18 protein-coding genes are annotated in these 24,322 nt (G+C 48.8%); 11 read left to right on the top strand and 7 right to left on the bottom strand.

Annotated features, from left to right (window positions below):
- Positions 1-2: 2 nt before the first annotated feature.
- Genes ACYVC2_RS02075 through ACYVC2_RS02065 form a run of 3 tightly spaced genes read right to left on the bottom strand, consistent with a single transcriptional unit; the run spans position 3 to position 2,566 of the window.
- Positions 3-758 (bottom strand): DUF4129 domain-containing protein, encoded by a 756-nt coding sequence (locus ACYVC2_RS02075; RefSeq protein ID WP_461100617.1) that lies wholly within the window; start codon positions 756-758, stop codon positions 3-5.
- Positions 742-1,626, bottom strand: coding sequence for a hypothetical protein (locus tag ACYVC2_RS02070; RefSeq protein ID WP_461100616.1), 885 nt, complete (start codon positions 1,624-1,626; stop codon positions 742-744). The genes ACYVC2_RS02075 and ACYVC2_RS02070 overlap by 17 nt, the downstream gene beginning before the upstream one ends.
- Positions 1,619-2,566: a stage II sporulation protein M gene (locus tag ACYVC2_RS02065; RefSeq protein ID WP_461100615.1), complete on the bottom strand. Its 948-nt coding sequence runs from the start codon at positions 2,564-2,566 to the stop codon at positions 1,619-1,621. The genes ACYVC2_RS02070 and ACYVC2_RS02065 overlap by 8 nt, the downstream gene beginning before the upstream one ends.
- A gap of 165 nt (positions 2,567-2,731) precedes the next feature.
- Between ACYVC2_RS02065 and ACYVC2_RS02060 the strand changes: the two genes are divergently transcribed.
- From ACYVC2_RS02060 to ACYVC2_RS02020, 9 genes are all read left to right on the top strand, one after another.
- Positions 2,732-3,427: an RDD family protein gene (locus ACYVC2_RS02060; protein WP_461100614.1), complete on the top strand. Its 696-nt coding sequence runs from the start codon at positions 2,732-2,734 to the stop codon at positions 3,425-3,427.
- Positions 3,428-3,499: 72 nt separating this feature from the next.
- On the top strand, positions 3,500-4,693 hold the full coding sequence (locus ACYVC2_RS02055) for a M20 metallopeptidase family protein (RefSeq protein ID WP_461100613.1): 1,194 nt from the start codon (positions 3,500-3,502) through the stop codon (positions 4,691-4,693).
- A gap of 205 nt (positions 4,694-4,898) precedes the next feature.
- On the top strand, positions 4,899-5,537 hold the full coding sequence (locus ACYVC2_RS02050; RefSeq protein WP_461100612.1) for a gluconate 2-dehydrogenase subunit 3 family protein: 639 nt from the start codon (positions 4,899-4,901) through the stop codon (positions 5,535-5,537).
- Between the two features lie 97 nt (positions 5,538-5,634).
- A complete protein-coding gene (locus tag ACYVC2_RS02045) occupies positions 5,635-7,353 on the top strand; it encodes a GMC oxidoreductase (RefSeq protein WP_461100611.1) in 1,719 nt (572 codons plus the stop codon).
- 168 nt (positions 7,354-7,521) lie between these two features.
- Positions 7,522-8,070 (top strand): hypothetical protein, encoded by a 549-nt coding sequence (locus ACYVC2_RS02040; protein WP_461100610.1) that lies wholly within the window; start codon positions 7,522-7,524, stop codon positions 8,068-8,070.
- A gap of 77 nt (positions 8,071-8,147) precedes the next feature.
- Positions 8,148-9,578, top strand: a complete 1,431-nt coding sequence (locus ACYVC2_RS02035; RefSeq protein ID WP_461100609.1) for an ATP-binding cassette domain-containing protein — start codon at positions 8,148-8,150, stop codon at positions 9,576-9,578.
- A gap of 42 nt (positions 9,579-9,620) precedes the next feature.
- On the top strand, positions 9,621-10,427 hold the full coding sequence (gene ispE, locus ACYVC2_RS02030) for a 4-(cytidine 5'-diphospho)-2-C-methyl-D-erythritol kinase (protein ID WP_461100608.1): 807 nt from the start codon (positions 9,621-9,623) through the stop codon (positions 10,425-10,427).
- 79 nt (positions 10,428-10,506) lie between these two features.
- A complete protein-coding gene (locus ACYVC2_RS02025; RefSeq protein ID WP_461100607.1) occupies positions 10,507-11,115 on the top strand; it encodes a cytochrome c oxidase subunit 3 in 609 nt (202 codons plus the stop codon).
- 65 nt (positions 11,116-11,180) lie between these two features.
- Positions 11,181-13,151: a M1 family metallopeptidase gene (locus ACYVC2_RS02020; protein WP_461100606.1), complete on the top strand. Its 1,971-nt coding sequence runs from the start codon at positions 11,181-11,183 to the stop codon at positions 13,149-13,151.
- 67 nt (positions 13,152-13,218) lie between these two features.
- On the opposite strand, the gene ACYVC2_RS02015 is transcribed toward ACYVC2_RS02020, so the two are convergent.
- From ACYVC2_RS02015 to secA, 4 genes are all read right to left on the bottom strand, one after another.
- Positions 13,219-14,157 (bottom strand): 3-oxoacyl-ACP synthase III family protein, encoded by a 939-nt coding sequence (locus ACYVC2_RS02015; RefSeq protein WP_461100605.1) that lies wholly within the window; start codon positions 14,155-14,157, stop codon positions 13,219-13,221.
- Positions 14,158-14,303: 146 nt separating this feature from the next.
- Positions 14,304-15,428: a glycosyltransferase gene (locus tag ACYVC2_RS02010; RefSeq protein WP_461100604.1), complete on the bottom strand. Its 1,125-nt coding sequence runs from the start codon at positions 15,426-15,428 to the stop codon at positions 14,304-14,306.
- Between the two features lie 15 nt (positions 15,429-15,443).
- A complete protein-coding gene (locus ACYVC2_RS02005) occupies positions 15,444-16,526 on the bottom strand; it encodes a hypothetical protein (protein ID WP_461100603.1) in 1,083 nt (360 codons plus the stop codon).
- 115 nt (positions 16,527-16,641) lie between these two features.
- On the bottom strand, positions 16,642-20,037 hold the full coding sequence (gene secA, locus ACYVC2_RS02000) for a preprotein translocase subunit SecA (protein WP_461100602.1): 3,396 nt from the start codon (positions 20,035-20,037) through the stop codon (positions 16,642-16,644).
- A gap of 323 nt (positions 20,038-20,360) precedes the next feature.
- Here secA and ACYVC2_RS01995 point away from each other — a divergent pair, with 323 nt between their 5' ends.
- A complete protein-coding gene (locus ACYVC2_RS01995; protein ID WP_461100601.1) occupies positions 20,361-22,685 on the top strand; it encodes an SLBB domain-containing protein in 2,325 nt (774 codons plus the stop codon).
- A gap of 52 nt (positions 22,686-22,737) precedes the next feature.
- Positions 22,738-23,805: a GNVR domain-containing protein gene (locus ACYVC2_RS01990; RefSeq protein WP_461100600.1), complete on the top strand. Its 1,068-nt coding sequence runs from the start codon at positions 22,738-22,740 to the stop codon at positions 23,803-23,805.
- The last annotated feature ends 517 nt before the right edge of the window (positions 23,806-24,322 follow it).

Here is a 24,322-nt window from a genome sequence, read left to right as displayed (position 1 = left end):
GGTTACGACAGTTGGGTAACGGGCCGATTAAACGTCCTGAATTGTTGCCATAACTGGGTAAACTGTGTTTCATCGATCGGAAAATCGCCGTACCAGACAAATTCGAACTGGCGGGTCAAGTGTTCGAAGTCGGGCTGGTAGGGCGTGTTTTTTAGCTCATAAACATACTGTCGGTTGGTTTTGTCGGGTTTGTAATCGATCCGGCCCGCGTCGGTCAGGTGTTTAATAGTTTGCAGATACAGGAGCCTTACCGCCAGCCGAAAATTATGCTGATCGACGGCTTCCTGAACGGCCAGATCGAAATTGATTTCATGAATATTTTCGCTTAGATTCTCGTAATCCAAACTACCCGTCCGGGATTTTTTTGGAAACAGAAATCCCAGCACTTCGGCTTTCATCAGCAGGTAAATAACCAGCCCCGCAATGACGGCCAGGATAATGTATTGCCAGATATTCTGGTAAGCCTGACTGCTCAGGAAAACGGCGAGTTTCCGAAACAACCAGTTGAAAAAACGCGCTATCGGATTTTCGGGCGGTGGTGCATCATTCCCGTACTGGTAGTCGTGATCGGTTTGCAGATCTCGTAGCTGCTCAGGTCTGGGGTAGCGAACCACCAACGGCGAATGATCATCCCGACCGGCAACCGATGGTTTTTTAGAGTCGGCCTGCTGGGCATAGACGTCGGCGTATCTGCCTGATAAACAGCCGATCAGAAAAAGCCAGTACAGAAGTTGCTTTATCTTAGAAACTGCCTTCATCCGTATCGCGGGGTTGGGTTGGCGCCGTGCCGATGGAGTCGATTGCCGACAGCATACCCCGCCCTTCCTGCCGTTCGACCAGGTTGGTATACTGAAAGCCGATGGCCGTATATAGCACGGCGTTGAGGAGTGTTTTACCGACCAGATTAATTACATTACCGAGGGTCAGCCAGACCACCGACACGTTGGGCAGCAGTTTGGCCCCTGTCAGAAAAGCGAGGATCCCCGCCGGTATCGCGAACGCAAGCCCAATGAGCATGATAATAAGCCCCATCACGAAAATAAGTCCGAGGGTAGACCACCATTTGTCGCGAATCAGCTGAAAGCAGCGGCTCCAGGTAACCCCAAAATCAGTGTTCTCGAAGACGGTGACGGCCAACGATAGGGAAAGCACGACGGCCAGATAAACGCCGGGTATGAACAAAAACACAAAGCCAAAACCAATGATGATAGAGTTGAGAACGGAGATGACGATTGCGCGCCCAATGTGCGTCTGCATTTCTTCCCAGACATCGGCGACGGCAATATCGGCTTCCTTATTTCGGTTATATACCTTCATGTGCGCATAGGTAGTCAGAATGACCGCCAGATTAGCCAGCATGCTGAACAAGATGGTCAGCCAGAAGGTGGGCGATACAAAAAGGCTCAGCATCTGAAAAGCCGCCATAGGATCGCCATTGTTCGATGACTCGTTCGCAAATTTCATCATGTTCGACTGCATGAAACCCGTAGCGATGCCCGCCACCAAAGCAATCGGTCCGACGATGTAGAGCAGACACATACCCAGGCTTCGAAAGTTCTGGGTGACGTACTGAAACGTAGCGTTGATTTTATTGCCAAAATCGCGCTGCTGATAGAGGTCAATCATGACTAATTTTAGAGTTAAGGTAGATGGGGTACAGAATAAAATACCAGACGATGAACGAGGCCGATATAAGAATGATGCTGCCACTGATAATGGGGGGCAGTGTTAACCGCGTGACAAAACTTTCGAGGAAGCCAGCCATGATGAAAATAGGAACCAACCCAATCGCAATTTTCAGCCCTTGCTTGACGCCCCGCCTAAAAGAAACCAGTCGCGAGTAGGTTCCCGGAAATAACAGGCTGTTGCCAACGGTAAGACCCGCACAACCGGCAATGACAATCGCTGAGATTTCAAGCGTACCATGAATCCAGATTTTCAGCACCGAGTCGAGGAGGAGTCCGCGTTCATGAAAAAAATATTGAAAAGACCCCAGCATGACCCCGTTGTAGAACAGCATGGCCATGGTCCCGAACGAGGCAAATAACCCGAATAGAAAGGTGCGGAAAGCCACATAAATGTTGTTGAGGGTAATCTGGACGAACATGCTGGCCTGATCATGGCTGTTGTAAACCCCCAGCGGATCACCTTTTTTGATGTTCTCAAGAGTCATATTGACGTACTGATCGCCTAAAATCAGCCGTACGAATGTATTGTCGTGAGCCGCCGAGATCCAGCCCAGCAGGCAGGCAATCAGAAATATTCCTGCCGACAGGGCCAGCAGCCGGTGCGATTGCCGGAATAGCAGCGGCAGTTCGTATTTCCAGAACGTAACGAACCGACTTCGGTCGTCCTGTCGATTCTGCATTAAACTGCGGTGCATGTTGGCCGCCTGACTGTTGAGGTAGCGAGTTACTTTGGAGCCAGGGTAGAACGTACGTGCGTACGACAGGTCGTCGGTCAGCTCCACAAACCGATCCGTCAGCTCGTCCGGATCGCGGGTGGGGTTCTGCTCGATGTCACGCCATTTGTCGGCATTCCGCTTGATAAAGAGAGCTTCACGCATAAAAGTACTGACGAGCCGCTCGGGTGGCTGTAAGGGTCAAGGTAGCTAAGTTTGCCAATGTAACCAAGTTGGGACTAGTTTTATGCAAAAAGTTTTTGACTGAACCGACTTACTTACGACTTTTGATAACTGACCGTACGGAGGCCTCCGTACCGACTCTTTCGCATGGCTGTTACCATCCTGACTTCGCAAAACGTATTGCTGGAATATGACCCCGCCAGTATCGGCGAACGGATTCTGGCAACGCTGATCGACTACGCAGTCTTTTTTGGATGGTTTATCCTGGCCCTGGCCATTCCGGCTCAGTTAGGCATTCCCCGGAGTAATTTTTATGCTGTGTTCGTGTTCCTGCCCGTAGTGCTCTACGATTTGCTTTGCGAATGGCTGCTGAACGGGCGGAGTGTTGGTAAGTTAGCTATGAACATTCGGGTCGTCATGCTCGATGGATCACAGCCAACGCTGGGCCCTTACCTGATTCGCTGGCTATTTCGAATTGTCGAGTCCGTTGCTTTTATCGGTGGTATCGTTCCCATCGTTACTGTGGCCGCTAATGGAAAAGGGCAGCGGCTGGGTGATATTGCCGCCGGTACCACGGTCGTCAAACTGAAGCCATCAGTTACTTTAGACGAGATTCTGATTCAACCCGTTCCCGAAAACTACGCCGTTCATTTTCCCGACGTGCGGTTGCTGTCAGACCGTGATATCACGATTATCCGCGAAATTCTGCGCCGGAGCGATGATAGTGCTGCTCTGCGCACAGCCGATAAGATCAAAGCCGTAACCGGCATTGAAAGCGGCTTGCCGAACCGGGCATTCCTGGAAACGGTTATCCGCGATTATGAGTTTATAACCATACAATAGTGCGGACGGTCCGCCGTTGCGGCTGGGAAGCCGCCATTATTTACCATACTGCGGCTCCCCAGCCGCGCAATTATGCTCGATTCCATTAAATCGCTCGCCCGGCAATACGCAGCCGATATTGTGCAGACCCGTCGGCATCTGCATGCTCACCCCGAATTGTCGTTTCACGAGCGCAATACCGCTCGGTTCGTGGCCGATCAGCTCAAAGCCATCGGTATCACCCCGCAGGAAGGGGTGGCCGATACCGGTCTGGTAGCTATCATCGAAGGTCGAAAAGGAAATGGCACGTCAAGAGTGATCGGGCTGCGGGCCGACATGGATGCACTACCCATTCACGAAGCCAACGACGTACCCTATAAATCGACGGTAGAGGGGGTCATGCATGCCTGCGGCCACGATGCCCACACCGCCAGCCTGCTCGGGGTATCCCGTATCCTGCACGTACTGCGCGATCAGTTCGATGGAACTGTTAAACTGGTTTTTCAGCCGGGTGAGGAAAAAGCTCCTGGCGGTGCATCGCTGATGATTCGGGAAGGAGTGCTGGAAAACCCGGCTCCGGTGAGCATGCTGGGCCAACACGTTGCGCCGAATATTCCGGTGGGTAAAATCGGGTTCCGTGAGGGCATGTACATGGCCAGCACCGACGAATTGTACCTGACTGTTCGCGGGAAAGGTGGTCACGCAGCCATGCCCGATAATCTGGTCGACCCGGTCCTGATTGCTTCGCACATCATTGTCGCCTTGCAGCAAATCATTAGTCGGAATCGCCCACCCGCCAGCCCGTCGGTCTTGTCATTCGGTCGGTTCATTGCTGATGGGGTCACGAATGTCATTCCGAACGAAGTCACCATTCAGGGAACGTTCCGATGTATGAACGAAGAGTGGCGGGCCGAAGGCAAAAAACGAATGGTAAAACTGGCGCAGGGTATTGCCGAAGCCATGGGAGGCTCCTGCGAATTCGAGGTCGTTCACGGCTATCCATACCTGAAAAACCATCCTGAACTAACTCGGCGCGTGCGGGCCGAAGCCGTCGAATACATGGGAGCCGAAAATGTAGTCGATTTAGATCTGTGGATGGCGGGCGAAGATTTTGCGTTCTACTCGCAGGTTGTCGATTCGTGTTTTTACCGACTCGGTACCCGCAACGAAGCGCGGGGCATCGTCTCGGGCGTACATACACCGACCTTCGACATCGACGAAGCCGCTCTGGAAACCGGAGCTGGCCTGATGAGCTGGCTGGCCGTACGGGAGTTAATGCAAGGATAGATCGATTAAAAAATCACTTAACTAGTTTGACATACAGCCTGATAACAGCAACTGCTATCAGGCTGTATTGGTTAGACATTAGTACCTTTCTAAATAGCCCGATTCCTGCAAAAGTGTATCCTCAAATAGCACAATCCATTCCTTGATTGTTATACATTTGTACTTACTTATATCGTTCTACCTGAAAGTCTAATTACTTATACCTATGAATAGAAGAGACGCCCTCATGCGGGTGGCTGCATTGGCTGGCGCAACCCTCACGTTGCCCGCGCTAGCCGATACGCTCGAAGCCTCGGCCACTCGACGTGCCCTGACTGGCAAACCGGTCTTCTTTACGGCAGACCAGGATGCCACCGTTGCTGAACTGGCCGAAACAATTATTCCAACGACCAGTACGCCTGGTGCTAAAGCTGCTAAAGTCAATGAAGTTATCGATGTCATTCTGAAGGATTGCTATAAACCCGACGATCAACAGCGCTTCATCGAAGGCTTGGCCCAAACCAATAAGCTAAGCCAGGACGCATACGGTAAAGCCTTTGTACAACTCGATCCGACGCAGCGAATCGAGATCGTGAAAAAACTCGAAGCCGACGACAAGCAACGCCGGGAACAAATGGCGTCTGGCAAAGCCGTTGCTAAAGTGGAAAATTCGCAGGCTGACCTGCAAATGCCGGATTCCAAGAAGCGGTATACCCCTTTCTTCTCGATTCTCAAAGACCTGACGTTGACGGGATATTTCACTTCCGAAATAGGCTGCACACAGGCGCTTGCTTATGTGGCGGTTCCCGGTCGCTACGATGGTTGTATAACCCTTAAACCCGGTCAGAAAGCCTGGGCAATCTAATGTAAAATGAATAATGCACAATGAATAAGTAAGATCGAGTGGGCTTGTGTTAGTAACCAGCATCCATTTTACATTATTCATTATTCATTGAATAATCATGAACCTCAATATAGACGCAAAAAAAGATATGACCTACGACGCTATCGTCGTCGGGTCGGGTATTTCGGGTGGCTGGGCCGCTAAAGAACTTACCCAGAAAGGATTGAAAGTATTGATGCTGGAGCGCGGCCGTGATGTGAAACACATCGAGGGCTATCCGACCGCTACCAACAACCCCTGGGATTTTCCGCACCGTGGCCGGATCACGACCATGGCCGCCGAAGAATATTGGGCTAACATGCGTACCGGTTACACGGCCAACGAAGAATGGCGGCATTTCTTTGAGAACGACGCCCAAAACCCGTACCTCGAAAAACGCAAGGTCGACTGGATTCGGGGGTATCACGTAGGCGGTCGTTCGCTGATGTGGGGACGGCAGAGTTACCGCTGGAACAAAGAAGATTTCATGGCCAATGCCAAAGAAGGTATCGGGGTCGACTGGCCGATTCGATATGAAGATCTGGCCCCCTGGTATACGTATGCAGAAACGTTCGTGGGTGTTTCGGGTAATAAAGACGGAATCGATGTACTGCCCGACGGTAATTTTCTACCGCCTATGCAGTTGAACTGTCTGGAGAAAGAATCGAAGAAACGCATTGAAAAGGCTTTCCCCAAACGATTGGTTACCATCGGGCGGACGGCTCACCTGACAGCTCCCAAACAACTGCACTACGACCTGGGCCGGGCGGCTTGTCAGTTCCGGAATCAGTGCATGCGGGGTTGTCCGTATGGCGCTTATTTCAGCACACAGTCGGCAACCTTGCCCGCTGCGATGAAAACCGGTCGGTTAACCCTCCGGCCTGATTCGATCGTATCGGAAGTACTCTATGACGAAAAGAAAGGAAAAGCAACGGGTGTTCGGGTTATCGACCAGAATACCAAAGAGGTTCGGGAGTATTATGCCCGGGTCATCTTCCTCAATGCGTCGGCCTTTGCCAGTACATCGATTCTGATGAATTCGAAATCGCACCGATTCCCGAATGGAATGGGTAATGATTCGGATCAGCTCGGTCGTAACATTATGGACCACCACCTGGCCGCGGGTGCTGCCGGTACGTTCGAAGGTATGGAAGATCAGTATTACTACGGACGGCGGGCGAATGGGGTTTATATTCCTCGTTACCGGAACTGGAATGGCGACAAGCGCGATTACGTGCGGGGCTTCGGATACCAGGGAGGAGCGGGCCGTGGTGGCTGGAACCGGGGTAACGGCATGGCTGGCTTCGGCGCTGATTTCAAAGAAAGCCTGACCCAGCCCGGTCCATGGACGATGAGCCTGGGCGGATTCGGCGAGATGATTGCCGATCCTAATAACCGCATGACCCTGTCGCCCGATCAGAAAGACAAGTGGGGCCTGCCGCTGATCGTGTTCGACGCGGCTTATGGCGAAAATGAAAAGAAAATGCGCATCGATATGATGAACGATGCGGCTGAAATGCTTGAAGCGGCCGGTATGAAAAATGTAACGCCTTACAACGACGAGTCCAAACACCCCGGCATTGGTATTCACGAAATGGGTACGGCGCGCATGGGGCGGGATCCGAAGACGTCCATACTGAATGCACACAATCAGATTCATACGGTAAAAAACGTGTTCAATACCGACGGTGCCTGTATGGTGTCTGCTTCCTGTGTGAACCCCTCTCTGACTTATATGGCTTTGACGGCACGCGCTGCCGATTTTGCCGTAAAGGAAATGAAGAAAGGAACGATCTGAGTTGTCAGATTTCAGTACTTTTTAAAGGCCATGAGTTTGAACTCATGGCCTTTTATTTTTTGTGTAAATCGCTGGACCCAGGTCAAAAATTAAAAAAAAGTTAAACAATTCAGGATGAGCCGAGTTCTATTGTAGAATATCGCTTAAAACGATAAACATACTCAACTAATGAAAAAAATAATGATAATGGGTTGTATGCTGGTAGCCGGCATCGCCCTCAACGCTAACGCACAAACAACGAACACGACGCCAGGTACCACCTCATCTGGTACGACCGGCACGTATTCGAGCCCATCCAACTCGGGCACACCTTCGAGCACGTACCAAACGCAGCCCTCGACTAACTCGAGTATTCAAACGCCAGGGACTACCAACAATGGTATGCAGCCCTCGACGAATTCGAACACATATCAGAACCGGCCGAGTACAACGACCACCCCTGGTATGACACCGGGCGCGACGACGCAACCGGGTTCGGTAGATCCGACCACGGGTAATGTAAATCCATCGGGTACAACGACCCCAGGTACGGTAGCAACGCCTAACAGTACGTACAGCACGGGTACGGGCACCATGAACAGCACGTCGCCAAGAACCGATTCGCAGGGTACGTCAGGTACTATGGGTACCACAGACCGGACCAATAGCGGCACTACGACGAATAACAGCCGCCGGACCAGAAGCACGACCACGACGACGACTCCCAAACCTCAATAAAAGTAGTTTGGTGAAAATTGCATAAAACGCAGTTGGGGGGCATACCTTTGCAAAGGTATGCCCCCCAACTGCGTTTTATGGCTGATATAGATTCGTTGATTTTCCTGAATGAGTTAAGTGTTCGTCGGGGTAATCAAACTGTTTTAGACGCGATTACTCTATCCATCCGGACCGGCGAGTGCTGGGCCATCGTAGGCCCGACCGGTAGCGGCAAGACGACGCTTTTGCAAGCCATTGCCGGACAGCTTTTACCTACTTCGCCAGGTATGTTAACCCGAAAAGCTTCGCTCGAATTTGTCTCATTCAAGGAAGAGTCCAGCCGGTTCTCATACAGCGGGTACTTTTATCAGCAACGCTACCAGGCGACAATGGGTGATAAGCCCGAAGGCGAAGACCCTTCGTACCATGCCATTCCTACAGTCCGTAATTTTTTACAGTTTACAGACTCTCCGGAAAATAATGCGCTGATTCAGCGGCTGGGCATCGATCCGCTTCTGGATCGGTCCTTTCTGAAGCTTTCGAACGGACAGACCCGTAAAGCTCGGATTGGAAAAGCACTGCTGCGGCATCCGACCGTACTACTGCTGGACAATCCCTTCGTGGGGCTGGATAAAGCGTTTCGGGCAGAACTTACAGGCTGGCTAAGCGAATTGATCGAGCATGGGCTGACGCTCATACTGGTTGTAGAACCCGAAGACGTTCCGCCTTTTGTGACGCATATACTGGCCCTCAACAATGGGAGAGTACAGTGGCAGGGATCTAAAGTGGATTACAGTCCAAAAAACGAACCGTTGCCTGACGTTTCGCTTCCTGTTCTTCAAACGAAGCCCCAACCAGTAGATTTTACGGAAGCTTTCCGACTTCAGCACGTGACCGTGCAGTATGGGGAAACGGTTATCCTGAAGGATATAAACTGGGCCATCCGGGCGGGCGAACGGTGGGCATTACTAGGCCAGAACGGGGCTGGGAAGTCGGTATTGCTTAGTCTGCTCTATGGAGACCACCCCCAGGCTTATGCCAATGATGTGCGCGTGTTCGGTTTCCGACGGGGAAAAGCAGGTGAAAGCATTTGGGATGTTAAACGCCGTATCGGCTTTGTCTCGCCCGAATTACATCTTTATTTTCCACAGCAGTTGTCGGTGCGGCAGGTGGCGCTTACGGGGCTAACCGATACGCTTACACCACCCCGGCGTATATCGCCTGAAACGGAAGCTGATCTAGCCCAGTTACTGGCTTATTTTGAACTGGCTCACACAGAAGATCGCCCGTTTAGAACCTTATCGGCTGGCGAGCAACGACTCGTGCTGTTGATCCGGGCGCTCCTCAAAAATGCGCCGGTGTTACTGCTGGATGAGCCTTTTCAGGTTATCGATGCGCGGCATATTGAACGAGCCCGGCGGCTGATCGCCAGCTTCAGCAACAAAACCATTTTGTTCGTTACGCATAACCAGCACGAGTTGCCCGAAAATGTCGACCAGATTTTTGATCTGTTGACTGATAAAGCTTGAGCCGTACAGTTGATCAATGGCTGTAATCCTTTATTCTGAGTTGTGATAACCTTCCCCAACTGCAAAATCAACCTTGGCCTGCGGATCACCGAAAAGCGTTCCGATGGGTACCACAATCTGCAATCGTGCTTTTATCCCGTCGGCTGGAGCGATGTGCTGGAGGCCATTCCGGCTACTGAGTTTTCTTTTAGTAGCAGTGGATTAACTATCCCGGGTGACTCCACGGCAAATCTTTGTGTTCGGGCCTATAAGCTGTTGAAAGCCGATTTCGACCTGCCGCCGGTTGAACTTCATCTGCATAAATTAGTCCCGATCGGGGCTGGGTTGGGTGGCGGTTCGGCTGATGCGGCCTTTACGCTGAAGCTTTTGAATAACCAATTCTCACTTGGCATAAACACGCCACAGTTGGAAGACTATGCTCGCCAACTGGGCAGCGACTGTGCTTTTTTTATCCAGAACCGGCCGCTGTACTGTTTCGAAAAAGGCGATGTATTCAGTGACATTAGTGTCGATTTAAGCGGTTATTCTGTCGTGCTGGTCTATCCAAATCTGGCCATATCTACCGCCGAGGCTTATGCTGCGGTGCGCCCCGGGTTACCTGAAATTCCACTCGATCAACAACTGCAACTTTCGCCCGATACCTGGCGTACCACTATTCATAATGATTTTGAAGACAGCCTGTTTCCAAAATACCCGATCTTACCCCAAATTAAGCAGCAACTTTATAGCCTTGGTGCCGTCTACGCTAGCATGAGTGGTTCCGGTTCTACGGTGTACGGAATTTTCGACGCACCGATAAGTACGCTAAACCAATTTAGTAATTACAGCGTTTGGCAAGGAAAGTTATAGGGGTTAGTAGTTCATAAACAAGCCTGCTACGGGTACTAATCACCGCACGGGCATCCCTGTATCGACCGACCACTCTAAGATGAGTAACTTTGTGACCAAACGGCGGGAGCCGTTCCGTTTTATGGTCTGGCTAGGTATTGCGAGCAGTATTGTGGTGTTCACGATGCTGCTGGTCGCTTACGCCGTTCGTCGGACCGGCACAGGGTGGTCTGATATCAAACTGCCGGGGGTTTTCCTGGTGAGCACTATCGTTATCATTTTAAGTAGCTTCACGCTCAACAACGCCATCCAGGCGTTCCGGCACGAGCGATTTGGCAGCTACCGTACCAATTTGGGTACTACGCTCGTGCTTGGTACGCTGTTTATGCTGCTGCAGGGATGGGGTTGGCGGCAGATGATCCGGGCGGGGATACTATTAGAAGGAAATCCGGCTGGTGGCTTTATTTATATCATATCGGGCATTCACTTACTACACATTCTGGTTGGGCTTATTTTTTTAGGGATCATGTTGGTTGAAGCGCTGCGTCGCCGACCCTACATCGATTCGTTCGTGTACAGCGTTAACCCGCCCAACCGGCTTAAAATCAGGCTTATTACGCTCTATTGGCATTTTGTCGATATTCTCTGGATTGGTCTCTTCGTCTTTTTGCTCGTTCATCAGGGTCTCGATTTGCACCTGTCTTTGTGAACCCTATCTGGTTTTAAGGCTTTATCACGTTATTTGTAGGACATATTTTAGTTTTGAATTCATTCATGAGAAAAATTGCTATCTGGGTGGGGTTTTGGGCCTTAAGCCTGGCTTCATTTGCCCAAACGGCACCTTCGTCGACGACCACTTCCAAATACGATCCGCTCGCGTTGTTTCACCCGCTGTTCAATATGCAGCCCGGCAATGATTACCGTACGGGCAGTGGTGCCCCCGGCCCCCGGTACTGGCAGAATCGGTCTGATTATCAGATCAATGTAACTCTGGACGACCAGCAAAATACCATCACGGGCGAGGTGGTGATCACCTATAAAAATAATTCACCAGAGTCGCTGGCTTATTTGTGGCTCCAGCTCGATCAGAATGCCTTTAGCGATACTTCGCGGGCAACGAAAACTACGCCCATTTCGGGTGGGCGGTTCGGTAACCAGGGCTTTGCGGGTGGATTCTCGATAGCAAGCGTAACCGTCGATCAGGCAAAGGGCAAATTTACGGCTATGCCTTACGTCGTTACAGACACGCGCATGCAGATCCGTCTGGCAGAACCCGTAAAACCTAACGGTGAGGTTGTAAAAATAAAAGTAGCCTATTCGTTTAAAATTCCTGAATACGCGTCGGACCGTATGGGACAGCTGCAGCGGAAAGATGGGATTATCTACGAAATCGCTCAATGGTACCCGCGCATGTGTGTGTACGACGACATCGAGGGCTGGAATGTATTACCTTATCTGGGCGCGGGTGAGTTTTACCTCGACTATGGCGACTATGAATACAGCATTACCGCTCCCTGGAACCACATCGTTGTTGGGTCAGGCGAACTGCTAAATCCGAACGACGTGCTGACGGCCGACCAGATAAAGCGGTTGGCGCAGGCACGGAACAGCGATAAAACCGTAGTTATTCGTAGTAAAGACGAGGTGACGGATGCGAACACACGGCCCAAAAAATCCGGTGCCTTAACCTGGAAGTTCCGTTGCCAGAATAGCCGTGATGTGGCCTGGGCTTCGTCGAAAGCATTTGTGTGGGATGCCGCCCGGATTAGCCTGCCCAGTGGGAAAACCATCCTTGGTCAGTCGGTATACCCGGCAGAAAGCGCCACCAACGATTCCTGGAACCGCTCGACCGAATACGTAAAAGGCTGTATCGAATTTTATTCGAAATACCTCTACGAGTTTAGCTATCCAGTAGCAACCAATGTAGCCGGTATTGTGGGAGGAATGGAGTATCCCGGCATCATCTTCTGTAACCATAAGGACAAAAAAGATGGCCTCTGGGGCGTAACCGATCATGAATTTGGTCATAACTGGTTCCCCATGATTGTCGGCAATAACGAACGCAAATTTCCCTGGATGGATGAAGGCTTCAATACCTTTATCAACGAATTGTCGACCGCCAATTTCAATAAAGGTGAGTACAATCGGGAACACGGCACGATGCACGATATAGCTCCGGCACTTTCCTTTCCGTCTGAGCCGATTATGACCATTCCGGATGTGCAGCAACCGCGCGCGTTGGGTATTCTGGCTTATTACAAGCCCGGTATAGGCTTAAGACTGCTGCGTGATGTCATTCTCGGACCAGATCGGTTCGATTTCGCTTTCAGGAATTATGTCAACCGCTGGGCATTCAAACATCCTACCCCCTACGATTTCTTCCGCAGCATAGAAGACGGAGCAGGGGAGGACTTAGGCTGGTTCTGGAAAGGCTTCTTCTACGAAACCTGGAAACTCGACCAGAGCGTGAAAGAAGTAAAGTATGCGGAGGGATCGCCCGATAAAGGATCATTGATTTCTATCGAGAATCTTGAAAAGATGGCGATGCCCGTTACAGTTGAAATAACCGAATCCAACGGTAAAAAAGGACGAGTTAACTTACCGGTAGAAGTCTGGCAGCGTGGGGGTACATGGACATTTAAGTACGATTCGACCTCGCCCCTGAAAACCGTCGTGGTCGATCCGGACGAAAAACTGCCTGATATCAACGAAAAGAACAACAGCTGGCGGGCAGACGCACAGTAAAAGCGAAAAGTAGTTAGTGGCTAGTTGTCAGTAGTATTTGCTGGCAACTAGCCACTAACTACTTTTTTTATACTTCTACCAACATCGCGCCGTACGAATAGCCGCCCCCAAATACGGTAATAACGATGTGTTCACCTTTTTTGAAGGTATCCCACCGCTCAGAAAGTGCTATGGCGCAGCCCGCACAGCCTGTATTGCCGTAGTACTGAATATTTGAAATCAGCTTTTCTTCCGGCAGTTTGAGCGTATTCATCACGTTTCGTGAAATGCGCAGATTAGCCTGGTGCGGCAGAACATAGTCAACATCCTCAAGAGTAAGGCCACATTGCTCCAGCACCTGTAAGCTGGCTTTCGGCATATATTGGCAGGCATTGATAAAGACATCCCGGCCATGTGGCATTGTAACACCGCCCTCCATTGGTTTCATCATAACACCTGTCGTTGCCTTTGCCGTATGGGCGGCCCCGCCCGTTATCAGTGCTTTTATTGCAAAATCATTCTCGCTCTGACGTTCTTTGGTAATGAGCAGAGCAGCCGCCCCATCGCCCCACAAATGGCCCGAAATGGTATCTGTTTCGTTGTAATAAAGAGTATTGTGTTCGGATACGATTACTAACGCCCGGCTGGCCTTGTTAAGCGCAAAATAGCCTTCGACCACTTCTATGGCGTTTAGCAAAGAAGAGCAGGCCGTCGATATCGAAATGGTGGGGATATCAGGAATTTCCAGAAGATGCTGGGCTTCGTGCGCTATGGAAACAATGGTATCATAGGGGGTATACGTACCTCCCACAATCAGATCGATTGAGGAAAGGTCGGTTTTTTCCTGGAGTCGTTTGACGACTTCAAGAGTCATGGTGTTTGTATTTTCACCCGGAGCGGCTTTTCGGCGCTCCACAATGCCGGTACGTTCGATGATCCAGTCGCTGGAAAGGCCGTTGAGCTGGGTGAAATGTTCATTGCCAACCACCTGCGTTGGTAGGTAGTGGCTTACTGCGTGTATATACATCAGGCCAAAAAATAGAGGTCTAACACAGCTACAACCTGGATTAGTACCTAAAGTTAAATCCTTCCGGGAAATCGTGGTATTGAACATTAGAACAATACCATAATGTATTAGCTATGTCTAATTTTAATCTAAGAAAATGCATTTTGTCAGTCCGTCAAAAGCACAGCTTCATAAAAGTCTAATAATTTCTGCGCTTCTGTCGACCAGTTATATTTTGTCTCAACAGCCAGGCGCCCACGTTTTCCCATCGCTTCTGCTTCAGTTGGGTGCTCGATCAGGTAGATGAGCGCCTGGGCAATCTGTTCTGCGTCCGTAGGCGATACACAGAAACCACAATTGTGCCGTTCGACAACGTCCTGATAAAGGGGAAAGTTCGAGGTAATGACGGGTAAACCAAGCGCCATGTACTCAAACAGTTTGGTCGTATAAGAATCCGGATAATCGCCGACTGGTTTTAAGAGAGCGAGTCCCGCCGTTGCCTGCGCAGTGTATGAAAAAGCCTCCCGCTGGTCTGTATAACCATAAAAATAAAGATTCTGGCGCACCTGCGAGTAAGCCGGTAACTGCTCCAGGTCTTTATTGGTAAAGGTACGTTGGCCAAACAGATGAACACTAAACTGAGGATATACTTTCATAAGGCGGGCCAGGCTTTCAACCAGCACATCAAACGATCGCTCAAAACTAAGCCAACCGATGTAAAAAAACGATGGTTTATCCGTCTTAGGTTGGTAAGGACGACGAAAGGGCTCAAGAAACGATAGTTGTGGGTAGTTGTAAATGACCGCGTGTGGCTTCCTCAAGTGCTTATAAGTCTTCAGGTAACCATGTTCCGTAAAAATCAGATAAAAATGACGACAGGCGAGCCGGTCGAACCAGCGGAAACACGCTTCGAGAAGAATGCCCCGGTTGAAGGCTTTCAGGTACATTTTCAGGTGCAGATTCTCCTGCACTTCGTAAATAACTTCTGCTCCAATCAGGCGAAAGATATAAGCAAATGGCAAAAATTCCGGGGCGTAAACATGCACTAGCTGAGGCCAAAGCCAGATGCAGCGAAGTATAATGAGCGGGCAGGTCAGCAGTGTTCGCCAGATGACACGCCTGAAATAAGGCAAACGGATAAAACGAATCGTAGGGGCTATGGTCGCATCGGCCCTTGGCAAAGCGCAATATACCTCATACACATCTGCCAGCGTCTGACATTGTTTAAACACAATGCGCGGGTCCTGAGGCTGATGGGCCGTACTTATGTGCAGAACGCGGATTTTTTTCACGAAACGGCTGCGTAGTTATTTAACCAGCCCAAAACTACGCAGTTCTGTGTCAATCTTTTGATTCCATTGTTCCTGAGCCGCCTGATTAAGGCTATGATTGGTTTCAGTATCATACTGGGTTTGCAAGCGGTTCATTTCCCGGAAAGCTTCCAGGAATTCGTACTGCATCTGACTGTTATAATCTTCGAGGGTCAGAATGTCGGCCTGAATCTTACGCTTAAACCGCTCGACAATAATTTTTGTGATGTCGAAATGGCGCTGCTCGTGGTTCAGGGCGTAGGCATTTCGGGCATCTGGTCGGCCCCAGGACGATTGCTTGAGCATGTACGCTTTTGCCGTCAGGTTAAGAATAATCACCCCGTCTTTTACAATACTTTTCCCTTCGTAGGCAAAGCTGGTAAACACTTCAGCTGCGTAATGACTACTCCGCCGGGGATCGGCTCTAAAATCGTCCCAGATCAATTTTCGATCGGGGTTGTAGTGGACGGTATCATCGTTGGTAATGCGCATGTCGTCCATAAAATTTATTTTTAGACTTTTAGCCAACTTTTCATTTTGCCCACTTTCCCGGTTCATGTAGTCATTCAGGTTGCGCAGAGAAGCCACTAACGATTGCCGGATAACCGACTCGATGACGGTTGTTTGTTCCAGGGGACGCGTGTAATTGGCTCCGCCTTTGTATTCGGTTAATTGAGTGCGTGTTTCCGCACCTGTATCATCTTTACCCAACAAATCGAAGGCGACGGAAAAGGTAAATTTTCCCGTTACCCGTCGTCCATTGGCTGTTTCGCTTACCTGGCACTGACGGATGCGCACGCCGACCGGCCGCAGGGATTTATTCTGTCTCATCCCCTGATTGATAAACTGTTGAAAACTGGTAGCTGCACCTTTTTCCAAATCGACAGGCAGCGGAGCCTGATTGAGCGCAAAAGCCAGCCGGGCAATCGGGCCACCTTCCGGTCGCTGATCGGTTACGGCTGCGATATAAAACTCTTTAGGGGTAAAGGGAACTGACTCTGGACGAAGCCGAATCGGCTCGGGCGGGGGAAACAGCAGGGCTAATCCCCACAAAAACAGTGAGAAAAGAACGTTATTCATGTTGACTAAATAACGGCTTGGTATCCGTAAAAGTGTCCGTAAGACCCGGGCAGTTCATAAAAAAACGCCCGGTGAATCATGGATACACCGGGCGTTTCTCAGAGAGTTACAGATCTTACTCGATTAGCATTGCTTTACCGCTAACGACATCATTTTCAACGGTTTTAAATTTGACGTCGCGCTTTACGGAGCCATCAGCATACTGGACATTGACACGAGCGTTCCGGTCCAGTTTGACCACGCGGGCCGGAGCCTGACGCTGGGGAGGCATAGGCGGAGCACCCGCGCCCATAGCGTCGTTTTCGGCCATGCGACGGGCATACTCTTCAGGCCCGGTAGCTAGATGACTGTCGTCAAAGTCTTCTATGTTGGTGTGAAGCTTTGGTTGCGGCTGTGGCCGTTGTTGCGTCGGTGCCTGACGAATTTCCTGCTGAACTTCTTCGGCTTCCTGGGCAGGAATATCTGCTTTCGTCAGAAAGCTAATCGTGTCGAAATTGACCTTGGTCAGGAAGCGCTTAAACAGTTCTACCGATTCGAATTTGTAAACCAGCAGCGGATCTTTCTGCTCGAAGACCGCATTCTGTACAGACTGCTTCAGGTCATCCATTTCGCGCAGGTGCTCTTTCCATTCCTGGTCGATCACCGACAGAGTCACGGCTTTCTCCATTTCCGTGACGATCTCGCGAGCGCCGGTCTCTACGGCTTTTCGCAGGTCTGAAACCACGGTTAATTCATGAAGGCCATCAGAGAATGGAACGACGATATTTTTGATCTGATGCCCCTGCTCAGTCAACACCTGGGTCAGAACCGGCAACGCTTTTTCGGCAATGGCCTGATTTTTCTGCTGATAATTCGTTTCTGCTTCCGTGTATAGCCGGTGAACCTGATCGGGCTTTTTCAGCCGGTTGAATTCTTCGGCCGTCAATTGCGGAGATAGGCCAAGCGTGGTCAGCAGTTGCAATTTGATTTCCTCGTAGTTGCCTTCAGCGTTATTGACCGTTTCTTCCACTACGTCATACATCGTGTTGGCAATATCGAGCGGTAAGCGGTCGCCGAACAATGCGTTCCGGCGACGCTTGTAAATGGCTTCACGCTGGTAGTTCATGACGTCGTCGTATTCAAGCAGCCGCTTCCGAATCCCGAAGTTGTTTTCTTCTACTTTCTTCTGCGCCCGCTCGATCGATTTGGTGATCATCGAGTGCTGAATCACTTCGCCTTCTTCCAGGCCCATCCGGTCCATCACTTTCGCGATCCGCTCCGAACCGAACAACCGCATTAGGCTGTCTTCGAGCGATACGAAGAACTGAGACGTACCCGGATCACCCTGACGACCCGACCGACCCCGCAACTGGCGGTCGACCCGACGCGATTCGTGGCGCTCCGTACCGATAATGGCCAGACCACCGGCCGCCCGCGACTCGGGAGTTAGTTTGATATCGGTACCCCGGCCTGCCATGTTCGTTGCAATGGTTACGTTACCCGGCAAACCGGCTGTGGCTACGATTTCGGCTTCGCGTTGGTGGTACTTGGCGTTCAGCACCTGGTGCTGAATTTTTCGCAAAGTCAGCAGTCGGCTCAGCAATTCGGAGTTTTCGACCGAGGTCGTACCGACCAGAACGGGTCGGCCTTTTTCGACCAGACTCGTAATTTCTTCGACGACGGCGTTGTATTTTTCGCGTACCGAACGATAAACCTTATCTTCCTCGTCTTTCCGGCTGATGGACCGGTTGGTTGGGATTACGACTACGTCCATCTTATAAATCTGCCAGAATTCCGAGGCTTCCGTTTCGGCCGTACCGGTCATACCGGCCCGCTTGTGGTACATGCGGAAATAGTTTTGAAGCGTAATCGTGGCGTATGTCTGTGTAGCATCTTCAACCTTCACGTTTTCCTTCGCTTCTACGGCTTGGTGCAGCCCATCCGACCAACGACGACCTTCCATAATCCGGCCCGTTTGCTCATCTACGATCTTTACCTTGCCATCCATGATGACGTATTCTGTGTCGCGCTCGAATAGGGTATAAGCCTTCAGTAATTGGTTTACGGTGTTGATACGCTGAGTCTTGACGGCATAATCCCGAACGACCGCTTCTTTATGGAGAAGCTTATCCTGCTCCGAGAAATCAGGATCTTTGTCGATGGAATTAAGATCGATCGACAGGTCCGGGAGAATAAAAAAGTTAGGATCTTCGCCCGAACCAGTAATGTAATCAATCCCTTTTTCGGTCAGGTCGATGCTGTTGTGGCGCTCATCGATGGTAAAATAGAGGGGCGCATCCGCTTCGGGCATCAACTTCTGATTTTCGGCCAGATAAATCGCTTCGGTTTTCTGGAGTAGGGCCTTATTACCGGTTTCACTCAAAAACTTGATCAGCGGCTTATGTTTGGGCAAGCCGCGATGGGCCCGGAACAGGGCCAGCCCCCCTTCTTTTTCGTCGCCCGCGGCAATCTTCTTTTTGGCTTCGTTCAGATAATCATAAACCAACTTGCGTTGTGCTTCGACCAGGCGCGAAACGCGCGGTTTCAGCTCGATATAATCCTGCTCATCGCCACGCGGAACAGGACCGCTGATAATCAGGGGCGTACGGGCATCGTCGATCAGCACGGAGTCGACCTCGTCGACCATAGCGTAGTGATGCTTTCGCTGAACCAGTTCGCTAGTTTCGCGGGCCATGTTATCCCGTAGGTAGTCGAAGCCAAACTCATTATTTGTTCCGTACGTAATATCGGCCAGATAAGCCTGCTTCCGCTGCTCCGAGTTGGGCTGATGCTTATCGATGCAATCGACCCGCATGCCATGGAATTCGAACAGTGGAGCCATCCATTCCGAGTCACGCTTGGCCAGATAATCGTTGACCGTAACGATGTGCACACCCCGTCCAGCCAGCCCATTGAGGAAAGCCGGAAAAGTAGCGACAAGCGTTTTCCCTTCCCCGGTAGCCATTTCAGCGATTTTACCCTGATGCAACACCACCCCCCCGATGATTTGCACATCGTAATGGACCATATCCCATTTAATGAGTGTACCGGCAGCATCCCAGCGATTGGCCCAATGCGCCAGCTCACCCTCAATCACTACGTTTTTCTTGCGGGAAGCGATTTCGCGATCGAAATCGTTTGCCGTTACCGCCAACTGTTCATTTTCGGTAAAGCGACGGGCAGTTTCCTTCACGACGGCAAAGGCCCGGGGCAGAATCGCCAGCAGCACACGTTCGAGTTCGGTATTACGATCAGCTTCGAGTTTATCGATCTGGTTGAAGAGCCGTTCTTTCTCATTGACGTCTACTTCTGAGTGGACGACATGTTCGTTGAGCTCGGCGAGTTGGTTGTCGATATCGCTTAGCTCGTCGGCGATTTGAGCCTTGAGTTCAGCTGAGATCTGACGCAACTCATCATTAGAAAGGTCTTTTAACCGGGCAAATTCGGTGTTCACCTTCTCGACATAAGGCAGCAATTCCTTAATATCGCGCTGTGATTTCGTACCGAAAAACTTAGCTATTAAATTAATCATTTCGTTTTATGCATTGGTAATCGGTGAATAAGCGTTACTTTTTAGCTAATAGTCTATCTAATTAAGACTATCTACCAATGACTGCCGACTGGTTTTCCGGCAAATTTAGTGCATTACCGTGGGACTACAACCTAGCTGGCTCCCTGACAGGCAGTGCTCAATATAATACAGTAACGTTTTAAAAGGAATCTATTACTTTTGTAACTCAATTTTTGGCCCAATCGCCAGGTTTCATGCGTACTAAGGACAAATTGTCATATTTTATTTGCCGTACCTATCCATTCACACTTGTTCTCCTGCTATTTATTCTGACAGGAGTTACTATGGCAACCGCTCAGCAGGCTGGTTCACGAGCTGGTCAACTAAGCGATGAACAGGTAATCGATTTTTACCGCCAGGCGCAGAGCCGGGGACTTACTGAAACACAAATTGAAGTGGCTGCCATGTCGCAGGGGTATACATTAACGGATATTGCTACCATGCGCCGACGATATACGGAAATTCAAACGAGGGGAGCTGCGCAAGCAAAAGACAAGGTTACTTCATCCTCAAGCAATGCCCGAACCTTACCTTCGGATGTCTCAACAAGAAGTATTGATTCGTTACCTACGAATACTCGCAAAGAGGTAAGTGCTGGATTACCCGTATTCGGAGCGTCATTATTCTCTAACGCTAATCTAACCTTTGAACCGAATCTACGTATCGCTACCCCCCGTAATTACATTGTGGGACCCGATGACGAGATTGGTATTGATATTTCTGGAGCATCTTCGGACAATCTTAAACTTAAAGTCTCGCCAGAAGGAGAAGTTAAAATTCCGAACTTACCGCCAATTTATGTGAGTGGTCTGACCATCGAACAGGCACAGGCGCGTATTATAGATCGACTACGCAAAAGTGGTTATCAGGGCTTGGGTGTTCCTGGGAGTGGTACGTATGCTAATGTGACCTTGACTAATATCCGTAGTATCCGCGTAACACTTGTCGGTGAAGTTGTTAAGCCCGGTACCTATACGATTTCCTCACTAGGATCTGCTTTTAATGCACTATATCTTGCCGGTGGGCCAAATCCGTTAACTGGTTCTTTTCGTAAAATCAGTGTTATTCGAGGTAATCGAGTTGTGCGAACTATTGATTTATACGACTTCATTTTAAGAGCTGACCAACGAGATAATATCCGACTAATGGATCAGGATGTCATTCGGGTTGCAGATTATGAAACTAGAGTCGAGTTAAACGGGCAGGTACGTCGCCCAGCTATTTTTGAGGTATTGCCGGGCGAAACCCTTAAAACAGTATTGGGGTTTGCAGGTGGATTTTCGGATGATGCCTACAGAGCCAGCATCACCGTCCGGCGTAACACCAATAGAGAGCGGCAAATAAAAACCATCACGGAAGCCCAAATGGCCGAGTTTATTCCTCAGCCGGGTGATGTCTTTTTTGTAGGAAAAATTCTGGAACGGTATGAAAATCGTGTTCAAATAGGAGGTGCTGTGATGCGGCCGGGGGATTTTGCCATTGAGCCAGGGACAGAAACCGTTCGCCAATTGATTCAGCGGGCAGAAGGCTTGCGAAATGATGCTTTCAAGAATCGGGCTATGATTGTTCGTGAGTTGCCCAATTTAGATAAAGAAAATTTATCGTTCGACTTAGGGAAACTGATGAAAGGAGAGATCGCTGACATACCCCTGATGAAACAGGATGTCATAACGATCCTGTCCATTAGGGATTTACGTGAGGAATACTTTATAAACATCGAAGGCGCTGTAAACAAACCAGCTGCTATTCCCTACGTCAGTAACATGAGTATAGCTGACCTAATCGCTAATGCAGGTGGTTTTCGGGAGGGAGCTAAACCAAGTCTGATAGAAGTAGCTCGACGAATTCGCAAAGACTCGTTAGACGCTAATTCACCCGCTCTTGAAATTCATCAATTTGCCGTTGACCGGAATTTACAGATTAGTTCTCAAGAGATTGGCGCCGATACAAATCGGAGCAAAGTTGCCTTTTCGTTACAGCCCTTTGATATTGTCTACGTTCGTACGTCACCTACCTACGAACCGCAGCAGCAAGTGTATATAAGCGGTCAAGTGATGCAGCCTGGAAGCTACGCTATCTTCAGACCTCGTGAGCGAATCGCTGATCTCATCAAGCGAGCAGGTGGTCTTCGGCCCCAGGCCTATTTGGCCTCAGCGCAATTCATACGCAATGGATCACTCATTGGTACCGATATTAGCAAGGTAATCGAGCATCCGGAGACAGAAGATAACTTACTGCTCAATCCTAACGATACCCTGTACATTCCTCGTCGCCCTGAAACAGTATCAATTCAGGGGGCGGTTTTAAACCCAGCGCAGGTAAGTTATAAATCCAACTATAGCTTTGACGATTACGTGAGTGACGCAGGAGGATTTACGGAAGATGCAGTTCAAAAGAAAACGTACGTTATTTATCCAAATGGACATAAAAAGCGAACTCACAAATTTTTATTTTTCAAAACATGGCCTGCAGTAGAGCCAGGTTCCACAGTCATTGTCCCCTTCAAGCCCTTCGAAGCTAAAACAAGAATGACTACAGGTGAACGCATTTCTATTTTGTCGCTACTAGCAACTTTAGCATTTGCGCTTACAAACGTATTGCGTAACTAATCTATAAGCTGAAGAAAAAGGCGTTGATTCTATTTTTTTACTTCGCACTATAATGGACGTTATAGAAGAAAAAAGAATTCAAAGTATTAACCAGGAGGGAATAGAAATCCGACTGAGCGATATTGTCGCTTTTATAAAAGCAAACCGGTTAAAAATTCTGTTAGGGGGTGTTGCTGGTCTGATCATTGGGGCGCTATATGCATTTTCAAAGCCCAACATATATAAAGTTGAAGTGACGGTAATGCCTGAGTTACAAGGTAGAGGAGCTGGTGGGCTGGGAGCGGCATCTGTGTTTGCTGGTTTAGGCCTTGACAATACAAATGCATCAGATGCTATTCGTCCCGATTTATATCCTAATGTTTTGGAAAGTGTTCCTTTCGCTATGGATATACTTAAGCAACCAGTGTATTCTAAAAAGTTGAATGCAACGACGACATTAGAAGAGTTTATCAATAAAACCAGTACTGCCAGCTTTATAGACAAAATCTTCAGCCTTCTAACAGTTAACGATGATGAAGAAAAAAAGAATAAAGGTGGAGCATATAATACACAAGCAATTGAATTAACTAAACAACAAGATGGATTAGTAAAATTAGTACAAGGTAGCGTGCTATCAGCTTATGATAGAAAAACTGGAATTTTAACAATTACCGCTACAATGACTGATCCAATTGTAACTGCTTCAGTTGCACAGCTCTCTTTAAACTATTTAACAAGTTACATTACAGCTTACCGAACAGATAAAGCTCGTAAAAGAGTGGTTTTTCTTGCTAATCAAACAAGAGAAGCAAAACAACGATATCAAGCTGCTGAATATGCGCTGTCCAATTATAGAGATCGTAACAGAAGTATTTTTTTGAACACAGCCAAATTAGAAGAGCAGAGGCTGCAAGCTGATTATATACTTGAACAATCCGTTTATAATGATCTTGCTAAGCAATTAGAGCAAGCTAAAATAAAGGTGCAAGAAGATACGCCAACATTCAAAACACTTGAGCCTCCAAAAGTGCCCTTGCAAAAAAGCGGGCCTAAAAGGACATTCATTATGTTGGGCTGTGCAGTTGCTGGAGTATTTATTAGCATGGCTTATGCTATAACCCGACGCTTATTTTTAAGGTAATAAAATAAGAACATTACCCCGTTTAGTATTTATAGTTAAGATGATGAATGAACAGGGAAGCTTTTACTTGAGGATGTATAATGCACGTTGGTTCACATAATAATACTAGAACAACTCTCGTCAGATACCAGAAAAATTTAAAAATTTGTAATGATGTTCATTTTAAAATTACTAATAATGATCTTAAAAATGAAAAGAATTGGCTAAAGTTAAAGACGACTAATTTTAAGTTGTCATCTAATATATTAAATCCACAAAATTTTCAGCTAAACGAATAGTCTTATTAATTAAAAAATACTATTTAAATGCCTTTTATTTAGAGAAAGGCTTATTAGTTTAATTTACAAGGCCATTAAGTTTTGGCCTTTGAAACTTACAAGGCCTAGCTGCGGATAAAATATATTGATAAATGAAAGCCTGAAAATCTTAAACTGATGTTTTATGTCGCTTTAATCAATGTTCATTTTATTAGTACATATTTGGAGTAATAGAAGCAAGAGGTATCAATTAAATAAGC

Source organism: Spirosoma koreense, from assembly GCF_054777875.1.
This window is presented reverse-complemented; position numbering and strand designations above follow the sequence as displayed.

What these genes read in the sequence shown, in the direction of transcription:
- ACYVC2_RS02075 (WP_461100617.1), bottom strand. Translation starts at nt 758, where the DNA reads ATGAAGGCAGTTTCTAAGATAAAGCAACTTCTGTACTGGCTTTTTCTG.
- ACYVC2_RS02070 (WP_461100616.1), bottom strand. Translation starts at nt 1,626, where the DNA reads ATGATTGACCTCTATCAGCAGCGCGATTTTGGCAATAAAATCAACGCT.
- ACYVC2_RS02065 (WP_461100615.1), bottom strand. Translation starts at nt 2,566, where the DNA reads ATGCGTGAAGCTCTCTTTATCAAGCGGAATGCCGACAAATGGCGTGAC.
- ACYVC2_RS02060 (WP_461100614.1), top strand. Translation starts at nt 2,732, where the DNA reads ATGGCTGTTACCATCCTGACTTCGCAAAACGTATTGCTGGAATATGAC.
- ACYVC2_RS02055 (WP_461100613.1), top strand. Translation starts at nt 3,500, where the DNA reads ATGCTCGATTCCATTAAATCGCTCGCCCGGCAATACGCAGCCGATATT.
- ACYVC2_RS02050 (WP_461100612.1), top strand. Translation starts at nt 4,899, where the DNA reads ATGAATAGAAGAGACGCCCTCATGCGGGTGGCTGCATTGGCTGGCGCA.
- ACYVC2_RS02045 (WP_461100611.1), top strand. Translation starts at nt 5,635, where the DNA reads ATGAACCTCAATATAGACGCAAAAAAAGATATGACCTACGACGCTATC.
- ACYVC2_RS02040 (WP_461100610.1), top strand. Translation starts at nt 7,522, where the DNA reads ATGAAAAAAATAATGATAATGGGTTGTATGCTGGTAGCCGGCATCGCC.
- ACYVC2_RS02035 (WP_461100609.1), top strand. Translation starts at nt 8,148, where the DNA reads ATGGCTGATATAGATTCGTTGATTTTCCTGAATGAGTTAAGTGTTCGT.
- ACYVC2_RS02025 (WP_461100607.1), top strand. Translation starts at nt 10,507, where the DNA reads ATGAGTAACTTTGTGACCAAACGGCGGGAGCCGTTCCGTTTTATGGTC.
- ACYVC2_RS02020 (WP_461100606.1), top strand. Translation starts at nt 11,181, where the DNA reads ATGAGAAAAATTGCTATCTGGGTGGGGTTTTGGGCCTTAAGCCTGGCT.
- ACYVC2_RS02015 (WP_461100605.1), bottom strand. Translation starts at nt 14,157, where the DNA reads ATGTATATACACGCAGTAAGCCACTACCTACCAACGCAGGTGGTTGGC.
- ACYVC2_RS02005 (WP_461100603.1), bottom strand. Translation starts at nt 16,526, where the DNA reads ATGAATAACGTTCTTTTCTCACTGTTTTTGTGGGGATTAGCCCTGCTG.
- secA (WP_461100602.1), bottom strand. Translation starts at nt 20,037, where the DNA reads ATGATTAATTTAATAGCTAAGTTTTTCGGTACGAAATCACAGCGCGAT.
- ACYVC2_RS01995 (WP_461100601.1), top strand. Translation starts at nt 20,361, where the DNA reads ATGGCAACCGCTCAGCAGGCTGGTTCACGAGCTGGTCAACTAAGCGAT.
- ACYVC2_RS01990 (WP_461100600.1), top strand. Translation starts at nt 22,738, where the DNA reads ATGGACGTTATAGAAGAAAAAAGAATTCAAAGTATTAACCAGGAGGGA.